Source organism: Phyllobacterium sp. 22229 (assembly GCF_052056495.1).
GTDB classification, from domain to species: Bacteria; Pseudomonadota; Alphaproteobacteria; order Rhizobiales; family Rhizobiaceae; genus Phyllobacterium; species Phyllobacterium myrsinacearum.
In genome coordinates, this window is sequence record NZ_JBQEPA010000005.1 from 122785 (window position 1) to 137300 (window position 14516).

Annotated in this window: 13 protein-coding genes; 7 read left to right on the forward strand and 6 right to left on the reverse strand. The window is 59.6% G+C overall.

Going from position 1 to position 14516, the window contains the following annotated elements:
- Positions 1-66 precede the first annotated feature (66 nt).
- Both ACTJJ7_RS07785 and ACTJJ7_RS07790 read right to left on the reverse strand, forming a co-directional pair.
- On the reverse strand, positions 67-939 hold the full coding sequence (locus ACTJJ7_RS07785) for a PRC-barrel domain-containing protein (RefSeq protein WP_440966421.1): 873 nt from the start codon (positions 937-939) through the stop codon (positions 67-69).
- A 199-nt stretch (positions 940-1138) separates the two neighbouring features.
- Positions 1139-1297: a DUF3309 family protein gene (locus ACTJJ7_RS07790; protein WP_105734629.1), complete on the reverse strand. Its 159-nt coding sequence runs from the start codon at positions 1295-1297 to the stop codon at positions 1139-1141.
- A 226-nt stretch (positions 1298-1523) separates the two neighbouring features.
- Here ACTJJ7_RS07790 and ACTJJ7_RS07795 point away from each other — a divergent pair, with 226 nt between their 5' ends.
- From ACTJJ7_RS07795 to ACTJJ7_RS07805, 3 genes are all read left to right on the forward strand, one after another.
- On the forward strand, positions 1524-3476 hold the full coding sequence (locus ACTJJ7_RS07795; RefSeq protein ID WP_440966423.1) for an AI-2E family transporter: 1953 nt from the start codon (positions 1524-1526) through the stop codon (positions 3474-3476).
- Between the two features lie 252 nt (positions 3477-3728).
- Positions 3729-3920 carry a CsbD family protein gene (locus ACTJJ7_RS07800; RefSeq protein WP_105734324.1) on the forward strand — a complete coding sequence of 64 codons (192 nt, stop codon included), beginning with the start codon at positions 3729-3731 and terminating at the stop codon, positions 3918-3920.
- Between the two features lie 187 nt (positions 3921-4107).
- Positions 4108-4350, forward strand: a complete 243-nt coding sequence (locus ACTJJ7_RS07805) for a DUF768 domain-containing protein (protein ID WP_105734325.1) — start codon at positions 4108-4110, stop codon at positions 4348-4350.
- A gap of 12 nt (positions 4351-4362) precedes the next feature.
- Here ACTJJ7_RS07805 and ACTJJ7_RS07810 read toward each other — a convergent pair whose 3' ends face one another.
- From ACTJJ7_RS07810 to ACTJJ7_RS07825, 4 genes are all read right to left on the reverse strand, one after another.
- Complete coding sequence (locus ACTJJ7_RS07810; RefSeq protein ID WP_440966425.1) at positions 4363-7611, reverse strand: error-prone DNA polymerase; 3249 nt, start codon at positions 7609-7611, stop codon at positions 4363-4365.
- The gene (locus ACTJJ7_RS07815) at positions 7611-9167 is read right to left on the reverse strand and encodes a Y-family DNA polymerase (RefSeq protein WP_440966427.1); all 1557 of its coding nucleotides are present in this window, start codon (positions 9165-9167) and stop codon (positions 7611-7613) included. Before ACTJJ7_RS07815 ends, ACTJJ7_RS07810 begins: the two co-directional genes overlap by 1 nt.
- On the reverse strand, positions 9076-9861 hold the full coding sequence (locus ACTJJ7_RS07820) for an ImuA family protein (RefSeq protein WP_440966428.1): 786 nt from the start codon (positions 9859-9861) through the stop codon (positions 9076-9078). The genes ACTJJ7_RS07815 and ACTJJ7_RS07820 overlap by 92 nt, the downstream gene beginning before the upstream one ends.
- 94 nt (positions 9862-9955) lie before the next feature.
- Entirely contained in the window at positions 9956-10384 is a 429-nt protein-coding gene (locus tag ACTJJ7_RS07825; protein ID WP_105734329.1) for an Lrp/AsnC family transcriptional regulator, read from the reverse strand.
- A gap of 122 nt (positions 10385-10506) precedes the next feature.
- Here ACTJJ7_RS07825 and ACTJJ7_RS07830 point away from each other — a divergent pair, with 122 nt between their 5' ends.
- The 4 genes from ACTJJ7_RS07830 to ACTJJ7_RS07845 all read left to right on the forward strand — a co-directional run bounded on the left by ACTJJ7_RS07830 (position 10507) and on the right by ACTJJ7_RS07845 (position 14492).
- On the forward strand, positions 10507-11610 hold the full coding sequence (locus tag ACTJJ7_RS07830) for a saccharopine dehydrogenase family protein (protein ID WP_105734330.1): 1104 nt from the start codon (positions 10507-10509) through the stop codon (positions 11608-11610).
- Positions 11611-11819: 209 nt separating this feature from the next.
- The gene (locus tag ACTJJ7_RS07835; protein ID WP_105734331.1) at positions 11820-12839 is read left to right on the forward strand and encodes an ABC transporter substrate-binding protein; all 1020 of its coding nucleotides are present in this window, start codon (positions 11820-11822) and stop codon (positions 12837-12839) included.
- A 13-nt stretch (positions 12840-12852) separates the two neighbouring features.
- A complete protein-coding gene (locus ACTJJ7_RS07840; RefSeq protein WP_440966431.1) occupies positions 12853-13704 on the forward strand; it encodes an ABC transporter ATP-binding protein in 852 nt (283 codons plus the stop codon).
- Positions 13701-14492 carry an ABC transporter permease gene (locus ACTJJ7_RS07845; RefSeq protein ID WP_440966432.1) on the forward strand — a complete coding sequence of 264 codons (792 nt, stop codon included), beginning with the start codon at positions 13701-13703 and terminating at the stop codon, positions 14490-14492. Before ACTJJ7_RS07840 ends, ACTJJ7_RS07845 begins: the two co-directional genes overlap by 4 nt.
- Positions 14493-14516 lie beyond the last annotated feature (24 nt).

A 14516-nucleotide genomic window follows, 5' to 3' on the forward strand; every position in this document is an offset into this window, starting at 1 on the left:
TTCCACCGGAAGGTGCAGACCGCTGCACCTGCAGCGGCCTCTCCCGATATTGGGCTGCAAACGCCGTTATTCGGCACTGCCGCGCAGCAGGATTTTTTCGCTGTCGGCCTTGTAGGCTTCCTCGCTATAGGCGGGGTGGGCTTGCAGCTGCTGTTTCGTAAAGGGTGTGTAGACGGCGATCTTGCCATCCTTGTCAGACAGAAGATCAAGATTCTCGATTGAAATGGCGATGGGTTTCTTGCCCAGTCCCAGGAAGCCGCCCACGTCCACGACGAACGCTTCCACCTGTCCATCGGGGGTCATCAATGCGTCACCCACGGACCCAAGTGTCTCATCGTCCGAACCATAGACGGTCGTGCCGATCAGCTTCTCCGCGCTGACGGCGGTGGCCGGTACCGCTTTCAACCCGTCACGCGCGCCCGCCGTGGCTTCCGGTGCTGGCTTTGCGGGCACGGGAGCCGGCTTCAGAACATCCGATGCTATATTCCGGTTGAGCAAAACCGACCCGTCAAAGGCAGGCGCCTTTTCCAGCTCGTCCTTGCTGGCGGCGATCACCAGCCAACGCGTGCCGTCTGCGCGGTCTGCCCAGGCGAGGTCATGCAATCCAACCGCCACATCCTTCTCGCCGATACCGACAAATCCGCCGACGCCGATGATTGCCGCCTCGACCATGCCATTGGTGTCAAGCACCAGATCCTTGACATTGCCGATCGAAACGGAATCGTCCTTGGCCCCGTTGTAGACTTTCTGGCCGATCAGTCCGGAAGCCAGGATTTGCCCGGACGCGGATTTGAGATAGCGCTCGGCATTGGCTGCCGGCTTTACCGCGTCGTGGAAGATGCCGTGCGTTGCCGTTGAACCCGGTTCCTGGGCCTGAGCAAAGGTGGATGCCGCAAGGACAGTGATCAAAGCGGTGGTTATCAAGAGACGTTTGGTCATGCGAATATGATTCCTGTACAATATTGTGATGTGAAAACAGTGCCTTGAACATTCCCAGCTAGGAGAGATAGCCGAGGAACCAGAGAATGAGGATGATCGGTATTGGCAGGCCGATAAGCCAAAGCAAGACTCCACGCAGCATAGTGTGTTGATCCTTTCGTCGGGTCTGATGCAAGCAATCAGAGTTCAAATTGTTCCATTAGATGCGGCCCAGAAGCAGCAGAATGAGCAGAATCGCCAAGACAATTCCCAGCAAACCTGAGGGGCCATAACCCCATGCCCGCGAGTGGGGCCAGCTCGGAAAAACGCCGATCAGCGCCAGTATCAGAATAATGATCAGGATGGTGGTCACCGGCATTCTCTGCTTGTCTCCTTTGAGCGGTCCGATGCATTGAAAACTTCCGATATCGATTTTTGTTCCGGCCACTGCGGCGTTTCCATGCCGCGCGATGCAGCGGGAAGGGACAGGGCGCCTTGCGTTCACCGGTCCCGCCAGGCCGCATGCAACCAAATTCAGCCGGCTTCGTTTCAGTGCGTGACTCAACGGAGAGGGACTTTGATGGATTTGAAGAAGCGGACTTGCCATGCCTTCTGAGACTGTGAGGGAGGTGTCGCCGCGCGCCGTCGAGCGCGTCAGTCAAAAATCAATTTATGCGCCTGCGCCCGCCGATGACGGGCGAATGCAGTTCCCGCCCATCATTGTGGCTATTGCAGTGGTCGCAGCGCTTTACTTTGCCCGGGATATTTTTGTTCCGCTCGCGCTTGCGCTGCTTTTGACCTTTGCCTTGTCGCCGCTGGTCACGCAGCTTCACCGCTTCGGTGTGCCGAAAATTCTGTCGGTTGTCAGCGTGGTGCTCACCGCCTTTATCGCCATATTCCTGTTTGCCACCATTGTGGTCGGTCAGCTGACGGTTCTGGCGCAGAACCTGCCGAGCTATCAGTACAACATTGAGGCCAAGATCAGGACGATCAAGGATGCACAGTCCGGCAACGGTATTTTTGACCGTGGCGCGCGCATGTTCAAACGGCTCAACGAAGAAATCGGCCGTTCCGATGAAGTGGAGCGGTTTCCCCCACGAGACGGCGCAGGGGCGCAGGCGCAACACCCTCCAGAAAACGTCGCGCCGGACAATCAGGCAGGAAGCCCGTCGCCCTTGGGCAAAGACAATCCGGACAAGCCTGTTCCGGTTGAAATCCGCAATCCGGCGCCTGATCCCCTGCAAGTGCTGCAAACCGTTGCCGCGCCTTTAATCCAGCCGTTGGCAACGATTGGCATTGTCGTGGTGTTTGTCATCTTCATGCTGCTGCGGCGCGAAGATCTGCGCGACCGTTTCATCCGGCTTGTCGGCGCCAGCGATATTCACCGCACCACCACGGCCTTGCACGATGCGGGAAAGCGGGTCGGGCAGTACCTCCTGATGCAGCTGGTGATCAATATCTGCTTTGGTGTTCCGATCGGCATCGGTCTTTGGCTGATTGGTATTCCCAACCCGATGCTGTGGGGCCTTCTGGCCATTGCCCTGCGTTTTGTCCCCTATATCGGACCATTCATTGCCGCATCTTTCCCGCTCATGCTGGCGCTGGCGGTCGATCCCGGCTGGATGCTGTTGCTGTGGACCGCGGCCTTGTTCATTGTTCTCGAACTGATCAGCAACAATGTCATGGAGCCGGTGCTTTATGGCTCGAGGACGGGCCTCTCGCCGGTTGCCATCCTGCTTGCGGCCATTGTCTGGACCTGGATATGGGGGCCCATCGGGCTGCTGCTTTCCACGCCGCTGACGGTCTGCCTTGTCGTGCTCGGGCGTCACGTGCCGCGCTTCGAATTCCTGGATGTGCTGCTCGGCAACGAACCCGTCTTGTCGCCGCAGCAACAGCTTTACCAGCGGCTGCTGTCGGGCGACCCTGATGAAGCGACGGAAAAAGCGGAAGACTATCTGCAGTCGTCGGCAATCGCGGATTATTACGCATCGGTTGCTGTTCCTGCCCTGTCTCTCGCCGAGCATGACCGGGGGCGCGGTGTGCTGGATGCTCCGCGCCGCAGCCGGGTGGCGCAGAGCATGATGCGCCTTGTGGAAAATCTCTCGGAACATCAGGACGTGGAAGGGGAGGACGATGAAGATCAGGTTGAACCGGCAAAGAGCAAGCGCAGCAAGAGCGAAGGGCCAAGGACGATCATTTCCGCGGGCGGGCGGGGCGATCTCGACGACGCGGCGGCGGTGATCATTGGCGATATTCTCGAGCGGCGTGACTTCGAGGTTCGCGACATCACGCATGACGAACTGGAAGCTGTGAATATCGCCAAGCTCGATCTCGCGGATGCGGGTGCGATCTATATCAGCTATCTCAACATGTCCTCGGTGGCTCATGCGCGCTATCTCGTGCGCCGCATTCGCAGGCGGAATGCGCGCATCAAGATCATCGTCGGATTCTGGGCCGACGATGCGGGCGGCATCGATGGTGAAAAGATCGTCGGATCAAGCCGGAACTGTCATTTCGCCTCAACCGTCGAGGCGGCGATCAAACATGTCGCCGGGTGACATCTGCGCCATCCGGGAAAGCTTTTCCATTGGCGGGAACCAAGACGACTCTGTCACGTTTCACAAAAGCTGGCCACACGCTGACCGGCACGTTCAGAACCCGGTGCCTGTTCCCCCGTGGGCACCGGGTTTTCGCTTGGATTCACAAAATTATCCTTTTAATTCAATATTTTGAATTTATCCGGTTTCACGGGAACCGTAGATGTCATCGGCCGTTTACCTCGGGTGAGTGAACTTTGAAGGAGTGTACCGATGGGTAGCACAGGTGACAAGATTTCCGGGCTCGCCAACAAGGCGGCGGGCAATATTAAACAGGCTGCCGGCAAGGCAACGGGTTCCCGGAAGCTGCAGGCTGAAGGCAAGGCCCAGGAACTGAAGGGCGATGCCCAGCAAATGAAGGGCAAGGCCAAGGATGCGGTGAAGAAGGTGGTTGACCGCGCCTGATTGTGTTCCATGGCTGAAATTGGGACCGGCTCGTGATCGAGCCGGTTGCTTTTTTGGGCCATGACCGGTGGTTCCGGACTGCAATCCAAATTCGTGGTTTGGGCCAAAGGAGCGGTGTGATATCCTGTTTTTTTCGCAACCTTCTCCGCCGCCAGCAGTTTTGACTGGTGATATACAGGAGGAAAGCATGAGCCAACGTGCGATTGATTTCGTCAACCACTGGATAGAGGCCAATGTTCATGCCACGCGTCCGGCGGACATGGCCCATCATGATCCAAGGCCCAAGCAACTGGTCGGCAAATGCACCGCTGCAGCGGAAGCCGCCGGTATTTCAAGGGAAGAGATTCTGGACGGATTGGGCGACCTGGAAATTTGCATGATCGCCGCCATCGACCGGGCTGCCTTGGCCGCAGAGCGCAAACGCGCCTAGGCAGGATAGGCTTTAATGAAAATCCCGGGATTTTGGCAGAATCCGGACCTTGCGCGGATGACGGGCTCTCGGCTGATCAGGGACCGGATGGACCACTTCATCGGCATGCGATACCGGCATGGGCGGCAATTGTTCCGAAAGACGATAGAGATCGGCCGTGCGGTCAATCAGTTTGCGGGCAACGATATGCGTGACATTATCGCTGCTCTGGACCGTTCCCTCGATCAGGATAAGGCGGGAACTCATCACTTCCTTGCGGTACGCCGCCATTGTCTTCGACCAGACGATGATATTGGCAATGCCGGTTTCATCCTCGATCGTCATGAAGACAACGCCTTTGGCGCTGCCCGGCCTTTGGCGGACCGTGACCACGCCGGCAAGCTTGACGCGCCTGTTGCTGGCCAGCGCTGTGGCTTGCCTGCAGGTTAAGGCACCCTCGCCGGCCAGCATGTCCCGCAAAAACTGCAGGGGATGACCCTTGAGCGAAAGCCGGATGGATTCATAGTCGGCAATGACATGTTCTGCCATCTGCATCGTCGGCAGCCGTGTCTCCGCTTCCACCGCAAGCTCGTTGGTTTCAGCAATCTGGAAGAGTGGCAAGGTTGTATTGTCGGGAAATCTGCGCACGGCCCACAATGCTTCGCGCCGGTCAATGGCGAGGGAACGAAACGCATCCGCATCGGCGAGCAGGACAAAGGCGCGGCGCTCCAGTCGCGTCAGACGGCGAACCTCTTCAATGTCCGCATAGGGTTTTTTCCGTTTTGCGCAAATTTCGTCGGCCCAGGCTTTCGAAAAGCCGTCGACCTGCCGAAAGCCCATGCGCATGGCAGGATTTCCGTGGCTTTTCTTTTCCAGCGTGTTGTCCCATTCACTGAAATTGACATCGACAGGACGCACGTCGACATCGTGCTCGCGTGCGTCGCGGATGATCTGGGCCGGGGCATAAAAACCCATGGGCTGCGAATTCAGGAGGGCGGCAGCAAACACTTCCGGATGGTGGTATTTGATCCAGGAGGAAACATAGACGAGAATGGCAAAACTCGCCGCATGGCTCTCCGGAAAACCATATTCCCCGAAACCTTTGATCTGGTTGAAGCAGTTTTCGGCAAAGCTGCGCTCATAGCCGCGGCGCACCATGCCCTCGACCATCTGCTCCTGCATCTTGTGAATGGTGCCGCGGTTGCGGAAGGTTGCCATAGCACTGCGAAGTTTGTTGGCCTCATCGGGGGTGAAACCCGCCGCTTCAATGGCAATGCGCATGGCCTGTTCCTGAAACAGGGGAACGCCCAATGTTTTAATCAGAACATTTTTCAGTTCATCCTTGTCGCCATATTCGGGAGAAGGCGATGGGTAATCGACATTCTCTATGCGTTTGCGCCGCCGCAAATAGGGATGCACCATGTCGCCTTGAATCGGACCCGGGCGCACAATGGCGACCTCGATGACCAGGTCGTAAAACTCTCGCGGGCGCAGGCGCGGCAGCATGTTCATCTGGGCACGGCTTTCCACCTGAAACACCCCAAGGGAGTCCGCCGCGCACAGCATGTCGTAGACCTTCTCGTCAGTGGGCTCCAGGTCCGCCAGTTCGTAACGTTTGCCCTTATGTTGATGAATGAGATCAAAAGCCTTGCGGATGCATGTCAGCATGCCGAGTGACAGCACATCGACCTTCATGATCCGCAGCGTGTCGATATCGTCCTTGTCCCATTCGATGAAGGAACGGTCCTTCATGGCCGCAGGGCCGATGGGAACGGTTTCGTCAAGCCGCTCCTGTGTCAGGACGAAGCCGCCGACATGCTGCGAGAGATGGCGCGGAAAACCGAGCAGTTCCGTTGCCAGTTTGACGGCACGGCGGATCATGATGTTGTCGGGATCAAGACCCGCCTGCCGCACATGCTGCCGGTCAACGGTGGAGCCCCAGCTGCCCCAGACCGTGTTGGCAAGCGCAGCCGTCACATCTTCGGTCAGCCCCAGGGCCTTGCCGACATCGCGGATGGCGCTGCGCGGGCGGTAGCTGATCACGGTCGCGACGATGGCCGCACGGTCGCGGCCGTAGCGGCCGTAAACCCATTGCATGATTTCCTCGCGCCGTTCGTGCTCGAAATCGACATCGATATCGGGCGGTTCCTTGCGCTCGGCCGAGAGAAAGCGTTCGAACAGCGCATTGCCGTTCGTCGGATCGACAGCGGTGATGTGCAGGCAATAGCAGACGGCAGAATTGGCGGATGAACCCCGGCCCTGGCACAGGATGTTCTGCGACCGCGCATAGGTGACGATATCATGCACCGTCAGGAAATACGGCGCATATCCCAAAGTTCCGATCAGCGTCAGTTCCTTGTTCAGAAGGTCGCGCACCATTTCGGGAATGCCATCGGGATACCGTTTCGCCGCCCCCTTCCATGTCTCGTCGGCGAGGTACTGCTGCGGGGTCTTGCCGGGGGGCACCGGCTCATCGGGATAATGGTATTGCAGTTCACCAAGGGAGAAGGTGACGGGCGCGGTGAAACAGCGGATTTCCGCAAGGGCCGATGGAAAATGCCGGAAAAGATGCTGCATTTCTTCAGCCGATTTCAGATGCCTTTCCGCGTTCTTCTCCAGTCTGCGCCCAGCCGTATCAATGGTGACATGGTCGCGGATGCAGGTCAGCACATCCTGCAGCGGACGGCGGGAGGCGGTGTGGTAGAGCACATTGTTGACCGCCAGCAGTGGAACACCGGCCGTGGCGGCGATGCGCTCCAGCTTTTCGCCATGGCGCCGGTCAGCGCCGTCATAGGACATAGCAAGACCAAGCCAGATGCAATCAGGTGCAACGACGCCTAGTTTTTTCAGTACAAGTCCGAGATTTTCATCCGGCTGTCCTGATGGCATGACCACCGTCTGGAAATCCTTGGCGCGGAAAAGGAAATCCTCCAGCACCAGATGGCACTCGCCCTTGATCCCCGCCCGCGTCTTCCCCTCGCTCAAAAGGCGGCACAGCTGCCCGTAGGCCGGGCGGTCGCGCGGATAGACGACCAGATCGGGCGTGCCGTCGATGAACATCAGCCGGCAGCCGATAAAGAGATTGAGCTTTATCCCCTGCTCCTGCGTCAGTTCCTGATGCGCCTTATAGGCCCGCACCACCCCGGCAAGCGTGTTGCGGTCGGCGATGCCTATGCCCTCAAGGCCGAGCAATGCCGCTGCCTGCACCAATTCCTCCGGCTGCGAAGCGCCTTCGAGAAAGGAGAAATTGCTGGTGACGGCAAGTTCCGTATAGCCGGGCATCAGGCAAAAAGCCCATGCAGGTACCAGCGCGGCGTGGTCTGGCCGCGCTCATACAGGCCTTCGCGAAAGACCCAGAAACGGTGCCCCCGGTTGTCTTCGAGGCGGTAATAATCCCGTGTCAGGGCCCCGGCATGTTCCCGCCACCATTCCGGCGCGATGCGCTCCGGCCCTTCGGCGAGGACGATAGTGTGCCGGACCCGCCGCCAGACGAATTGTGCCGGGGCGCCATCGGGAATTCCCGCCGTCGTTTCAATCTGTTCCGGCGGCTGGAACAGCCGGACCGGACGCTCGGGCGGCTCGCCCGGGTGCTGAACGGGCGCCCATTCGACCGGCGGATTTGCGGCGGTGTGAACAGCCGGTTCCAATGAAACGGCGCGCTCGGGAATATGCGTGTCGACGGGATGCGGGCGCAGGACCCGCCCTGTCCCGAGACGGATCGACAGGCGGTCAATCAGCCCGCCAATCTCCTCGGTTTCCTGAACCGTGCTGTCGAGGCTTTTCTGCATGGTTTGGGTTCGTTCGGCCCGCACTGCCGCAAGACGGATGATGTCAAAACCGTAACCGGCATCAAGTGGTTCGGCGAGTGTGGAAAGCCGCTCCTTCAACAGTCTGAACAGGGTTTTGGTGTCGGTCAGCGGCCGTCCGGCCTGAATGCCGATCCGCCTGACCTCACCATCGACACGGAAGAACGAAGCCTCGACTTCCCGCGCGCCCTCGACACGCTGCTGCAACTGCTGGAAAAGTTCGTCGCCAAGCGCATGCAGCACCCGTTCAACGCTGTCCATGACAATCAAGGGTTCGGCCATGCGCCGCTCGACCATGCAGGCGGGTACGATGCGCCGGGGGGAGATCGGGTGGTGCGCATATCCGAAAAGAGCGTCGAGGCGCTCGACCAGCCCGGCACCGAAACGCGCGGCAAGGGCCGCACGGGGAAGCACTTCGACATCGCCGATGGTGCGCAGCCCGGCTCTCTTCAATCCGGCCAGATGAACATCTTCGATCTCGAGGCTGACGAGACGCAAGCGGCGCAGTTTTTGTGTGAGCGCGGAATCCTCGATCACGTCTCCCGCCGAATGACGTGCGAAAGCATGGGCCGCCGCCGCATTGCCTGTAATGGCCGAGCGGACCACCACGCCATGCTGGCTCAGGCGCTGGTGGATATCCCGGCGCAACTGATGCTCGTCACCGAAGAGATGCACGCAGCCGGTGATGTCGAGCATAAGCCCGTCGGCACCGTCAAGCGCGACCAGCGGCGTATAGCGGTCGCACCAGTCGGCCAGTTTTTCCAAAAGGGCGGCATCCTTGCGCGGCGACGCGAAGGCGATGTCGAGATTTTCGAACTGCGCCCGGGCGTCGGTCAAAGCCATGGTCTTGAACAGGCCGGCCTTGGCGGCGCGTTCGTCAAGGGCTGTCAGGCGCAAGGCATTGGCAACCTTGTCAACGACAATCAGAAACTGGCCGGACTCAGCCCGTTGCGGATTTTCGCGTTTGAGGCGGTCGGTGGGCAGGTGTGGAAACCACAGCGCCAGAAACCGGTTCGATCTGTCTGAAAACATGATTGTCACTCTCCCATTGCAGGATCCAATGGCCCGTCATGCCCTGCCTGTTGCGTATAAGGGTGGCGTCAAACACCGGGTGACCCGGCGCATTGGCGCCGCTCGACCGCGACGGGTTCGAGCGGATCATCCAGCGGGTCACAGCGGAATTGTCGATTGGAACGGCGCCGAGCCGCAGCAGGAAGGCGGGCACGCCCGTCTGCTGGGCGGTCAGCAGCAATTTGCGCGTGGCTGTCAGGTCAAGGCATTTCGGATTGCTCCACGGTGCTATGATGACGGCGCCCGTTCCGCGGATGCCAAGGCTGTCTGAGGCAGCTTTCAGCACATCCTGCGGCGACGAACAGCGCACGATGACGAGCCGCTGCGGATCAAGACCGAGATGGTTCAGCCCCGGCGCATAGGGAAAACCATGTTCCTGCGCGGCAAAATCCTCTTCGAGCCAGACAATGGGGCTCTGGTCACTGGACGAACGCAAGGCTAAGGCGATGACGAATCCGGTCGCTGCGCCCGCATCGTGCATTTGCGCTGCAAAGACCTCATGCAGCGCGCCGCGCTGCAGTCCCTTGCCCAGCACCTTGTCGATGCTTCTGTCGCCGAAACCAAAGGCACTGCGCGGCGCCTGCGCTTCCAGCGCATTCCGCTCGCTTAAAGACGCGATATCGCGCCGCAACGCCGTAAGGTTGACGGTTGTCACCACGGTTTCCCCTGAATGTTCATGATATGTTCTATTATGGAATCCATTCGGCCAAAGAGTCAAGCGGAGTCCGAAGGGGGGCGTGTACTGGGGGTCAGCGGTCGATGCGCGTGGAGAGGATGATGGACGAAATGGTGCGCTCCACGCCTTCCAGGGCACCGATCCGGTCCAGCAATGTGTCGAGTTCGTTGATGGACGGCGCTTCCAGGATGACGATCATGTCGTATTGCCCGCTGACAGAATGCAGGGTCCGCACCCAGGCGATTTCGCGCAATGCCGCTTCGACCCGCTTGGCAAATTTCGGCAGGGCCGTGACCAGCACATGCGCCTTGACCAGATCCCGCTCATATTCGGGGGAAAGCAGCACGCTGTAGCCGCGAATCATGCCGCGCTTTTCCAGCCGCTCGATACGGCTTTGCACGGTGGTGCGCGACACGCCGAGCTTGCGGGCGAGGTCGGCGGTCGAGGCGCGGGCGTTCTCGCGCAGCAGGGAAAGCAGGGCGTGGTCGGCATCTGTCAGCATAATGTCAAACTCATACGGCATATTGTAAAAAAATGGTCGTAATATCGTCAGTTTACACGCTTCATTTCGACGAGCAAGCCTGCGAAAATCTTTATAACTTTTTTATATCCAAGGGGAATCACATGAAAGAGATCGTCATCGTCGGTGCAGGCAAAATCGGCGGAACAATCGCCAACCTGCTCGCAAACACCGGAGATTACCGCGTAACGGTCGTCGACCGCGCCCAGGCACAGCTTGATGCCCTGGATGTTTCCCCGCTCGTCGTTACCCGCTGCATCGAGATTGCTGAAGAAGGCGCGCTTGAAAAGGTTCTCGCCGGTAAATTCGCCGTGCTTAGCGCCGCTCCCTTCCACCTGACAACGCGCATTGCACAAGCCGCTGCGTCGTCGGGCGTGCATTATCTCGACCTGACCGAAGATGTTGCCAGCACCCGTATCGTCAAGCAGCTTGCGGCCACGGCAAAGACGGCCTTCATTCCCCAGTGCGGTCTGGCTCCGGGCTTCATCTCGATTGTCGCCAATGATCTGGCCAAGCGCTTCGATACGCTGGAAAGCGTGCGCATGCGCGTCGGTGCGCTGCCGCAGTACCCGTCCAATGCGCTCAACTACAACCTGACCTGGAGCACGGACGGTGTCATCAACGAATATTGCGAGCCTTGCGAAGCCATCGTCGACGGCGAACTGACGGAAGTGCCGCCGCTGGAAGAGCGCGAGGAATTCTCGCTCGACGGCGTAACCTACGAAGCTTTCAACACCTCGGGCGGTCTCGGCACCCTGTGCGAAACGCTGCTCGGCAAGGTCCGCACCCTGAACTACCGCACGATCCGCTATCCCGGCCATGCCGCCATCATGAAGGCCCTGCTCAACGATCTTGGCCTGCGGGACCGCCGCGATGTGTTCAAGGACATCCTGGAAAACGCCCTGCCTTCGACCATGCAGGACGTCGTGGTGATTTTCGTCACGGTCAGCGGCCGCAAGAAGGGTCGCCTCTTGCAGGAAACCTATGCCAACAAGGTCTATAGCGGCCATATCGGCGACGTGCTGTACAGCGGTATCCAGATCACCACGGCATCGGCCATCTGCGCCGTTCTCGACATGCTGGCCAATGGCGACCTGCCGCAGCAGGGCTTCCTCAAGCAGGAGGATATCGCGCTTGATGCCTTCCTCGCCAACCGTTTCGGCAAGGCCTATGCCCAGAGCGAAACAGCGGGACGCCTCGTCGCCTGATCGTTCCGCTCGTCGGCTAACCGTTAAAACAACGCGCCGGATCTCGTATCCGGCGCGTTTTTGTTGCATGTTTCGTCCATTTCCTTGCCTTGCGCTTCCGGAATCCGGGTGGTAGCGTTTTGAAAACATGTGAAAACAGTGAACATCACGCGGCTCACCAGGGCGTTTCTATGTCTTGCTGAACGGGAGGTGATGCCGGGAGGATGACAATGGAACGGCGTGAATTTCTGGTGGGCGCAGCCGCCCTGTCGGTGCTGGCGGCATCGAACACGGGACTGATGGCACAGACAGGCGGAGCGCTGGAAAAGACCAGCCTGACGCTGGGTGTCGGCGGAAAACCGCTCCTCTATTATCTCCCGCTGACCATTGCCGAGCGCCGCGGCTTTTTCAAGGATGCCGGTCTGGATGTGACGATCAACGATTTCGGCGGCGGGGCAAAATCCCTGCAGGCGCTGGTGGGCGGCTCCGTCGATGTGGTGACCGGTGCTTACGAGCACACGATCCGCATGCAGGCGAAGGGGCAGGATGTGCGTGCGCTGTGCGAACTCGGGCGTTTCCCGGCCATCGTCATTGCCGTGCGCAAGGAACTGGCCGACAAGGTCAAATCTCCCGCCGATTTCACCGGCCTGAAACTTGGCGTCACGGCTCCCGGTTCATCGACGGCCCTGACGATCCAATACGCCATGGTAAAGGCGGGTCTCAAGGCCAGCGATGCGCCGCTGATCGGCATTGGCGGCGGTGCCAGCGCTGTCGCTGCGATCAAGCAGGGCCAGGTGGATGTGATTGCGCATCTTGATCCCGTCATTGCCAAGCTCGAGGCCGATGGCGATATCAAAATCCTCATCGATACGCGCACCGAGGAAGGTACGCGCGCCCTGTTCGGCGGCTCCAATCCGGCGGCGGTGCTCTATGTGAAGAAGGATTTCGCCGACGCGAACCCCAACACCTCAAAGGCGCTGGTGGGTGTTTTCGTCAAAACACTGAAATGGCTGCACAGTGCCACGCCGGAAGAGATCGCCGACAGTGTTCCCGCCGAGTATCAGCTAGGTGACAAGCCGCTGTACATCAAGGCCATTGCCAATTCGCTGCCGACCTATTCGCTGGACGGTGTCCTGCCCATGGAAGGCATGCAGTCCGTTCTCAACACGCTGAAAATCCTCGATCCCGAATTCGCCAATGCGACGATTGACCTTGCCGCGACCTATGATGACCGTTTCATCAAGGGGTGAGGCATAAGGGCCAATGATCATTGCACGGAAGACCACACGGGACCTGAACGAGGCCGAGGATGTCAACGCCGTTGAGCTGAGCGGCATCCATATTGCGTTCCCCCTGCAGGGCGGCGGCACCTATGAGGCGGTCGGCGAAACGAATCTCGTGGTCAGCGACCGGGAGTTCGTGGCGATTGTCGGCCCCACCGGCTGCGGGAAATCGACACTGCTCAATGCGACGGCGGGTCTTCTCAAGCCGGCGCAGGGACAGGTCCGCACGTTTGCCAAGCCGTTGTCTGGCTTGAACAAGCATGCGGGCTATCTCTTCCAGCAGGATTCGCTCATGCCCTGGAAGACCGCGATCGACAATGTGGCCATCGGGCTGGAGGTGGCGGGCACGCCGCGCCGCGACGCCCTGGAGCAGGCGCGTGTCTGGCTCGGTAAAGTGGGCCTCGCGGCCTTCGCCGACCGCTATCCGCACATGCTGTCGGGCGGCCAGCGCAAGCGCGTCGGACTGGCGCAGGTGCTGATCCGTCATCCCAAAATATTGCTCATGGATGAGCCATTCGGGCCGCTCGATGCCCAGACACGGCTGATCATGGGCGATCTCCTGCTCGATCTGTGGTCGGCGGACCGCAAGGCGGTGATGTTCGTCACCCACGACCTTGATGAGGCCATCGGTCTTGCCGACCGGGTGATCATCATGTCGGCGGGGCCGTCATCCCGTATCATCGGCAATTACACGATCCCGCTGGCGCGGCCGCGCAACATGGCCGACATCAAGTCTGAACCGCAGTTCCATGACGCGCACCGGGAAATCTGGAATGCCCTGAAAGAGGAAGTCCTGAAGGGTTACCGGCAGTCCGAAGAGGTCCGGCCATGAACCGACTGACGCTCATCAGCCTTCAGATTCTCGTGGCGGTTGTCACTCTGGTCTTCTGGCACATCGCCTCGACGACAACGCTGATCGGCAATCCGAAAACCATCAGCTTTTTCTTTGCCGAACCTCTCGCAGTCGGCAAGCGCATGGTCCAGTGGTTCATGGAAGGATCGATCTGGTACCACCTCGGCATCACGCTGACCGAGGCGGCGCTTGCCTTCGTCATCGGTTCGCTCGGCGGCGTGATCATCGGGTTCTGGTTTGCCCGCAAGCCCTTGCTCGCCGCGGTGTTCGATCCCTATGTCAAGGCGGCCAATGCCCTGCCGCGCGTCGTGCTCGCGCCGATCTTTGCGCTGTGGCTGGGGCTTGGCATCTGGTCCAAGGTGGCGCTGGGCGTGACGCTGGTGTTCTTCATCGTCTTCTTCAATGTCTATCAGGGCGTCAAGGAAGTCAGTCCCGCTGTTCTTTCCAACGCCCGCATGCTCGGCATGAACGAGCGGCAGCTCTTGCGGCACGTCTACATGCCGTCGGCCCTCTCATGGATGTTCTCGTCGCTGCACACATCGGTGGGTTTTGCCGTGGTCGGTGCGGTGGTGGGCGAATATCTGGGCTCGGCCGCCGGGCTCGGCTACCTCATCCACGAGGCCGAAAGCGTGTTCGATGTCACCGGCGTTTTTGCGGGGATGTTCGTGCTGATGGGCTTTGTCATTCTCGTGGACTGGCTGGTGACGCTGGTCGAAAACAGGCTGCTCGTCTGGCGGCCCAGGACCTCGGTTATTTCAAGCAGATAGGCGGCCGCCACCGGCATTCCGGCG

Bases quoted from the DNA above. Each gene is read 5' to 3' on its own strand.
- ACTJJ7_RS07785 (WP_440966421.1), bottom strand. From the start codon at position 939: ATGACCAAACGTCTCTTGATAACCACCGCTTTGATCACTGTCCTTGCG.
- ACTJJ7_RS07790 (WP_105734629.1), bottom strand. From the start codon at position 1,297: ATGCCGGTGACCACCATCCTGATCATTATTCTGATACTGGCGCTGATC.
- ACTJJ7_RS07795 (WP_440966423.1), top strand. From the start codon at position 1,524: ATGCCTTCTGAGACTGTGAGGGAGGTGTCGCCGCGCGCCGTCGAGCGC.
- ACTJJ7_RS07800 (WP_105734324.1), top strand. From the start codon at position 3,729: ATGGGTAGCACAGGTGACAAGATTTCCGGGCTCGCCAACAAGGCGGCG.
- ACTJJ7_RS07805 (WP_105734325.1), top strand. From the start codon at position 4,108: ATGAGCCAACGTGCGATTGATTTCGTCAACCACTGGATAGAGGCCAAT.
- ACTJJ7_RS07810 (WP_440966425.1), bottom strand. From the start codon at position 7,611: ATGCCCGGCTATACGGAACTTGCCGTCACCAGCAATTTCTCCTTTCTC.
- ACTJJ7_RS07815 (WP_440966427.1), bottom strand. From the start codon at position 9,167: ATGTTTTCAGACAGATCGAACCGGTTTCTGGCGCTGTGGTTTCCACAC.
- ACTJJ7_RS07825 (WP_105734329.1), bottom strand. From the start codon at position 10,384: ATGCTGACAGATGCCGACCACGCCCTGCTTTCCCTGCTGCGCGAGAAC.
- ACTJJ7_RS07830 (WP_105734330.1), top strand. From the start codon at position 10,507: ATGAAAGAGATCGTCATCGTCGGTGCAGGCAAAATCGGCGGAACAATC.
- ACTJJ7_RS07835 (WP_105734331.1), top strand. From the start codon at position 11,820: ATGGAACGGCGTGAATTTCTGGTGGGCGCAGCCGCCCTGTCGGTGCTG.
- ACTJJ7_RS07840 (WP_440966431.1), top strand. From the start codon at position 12,853: ATGATCATTGCACGGAAGACCACACGGGACCTGAACGAGGCCGAGGAT.
- ACTJJ7_RS07845 (WP_440966432.1), top strand. From the start codon at position 13,701: ATGAACCGACTGACGCTCATCAGCCTTCAGATTCTCGTGGCGGTTGTC.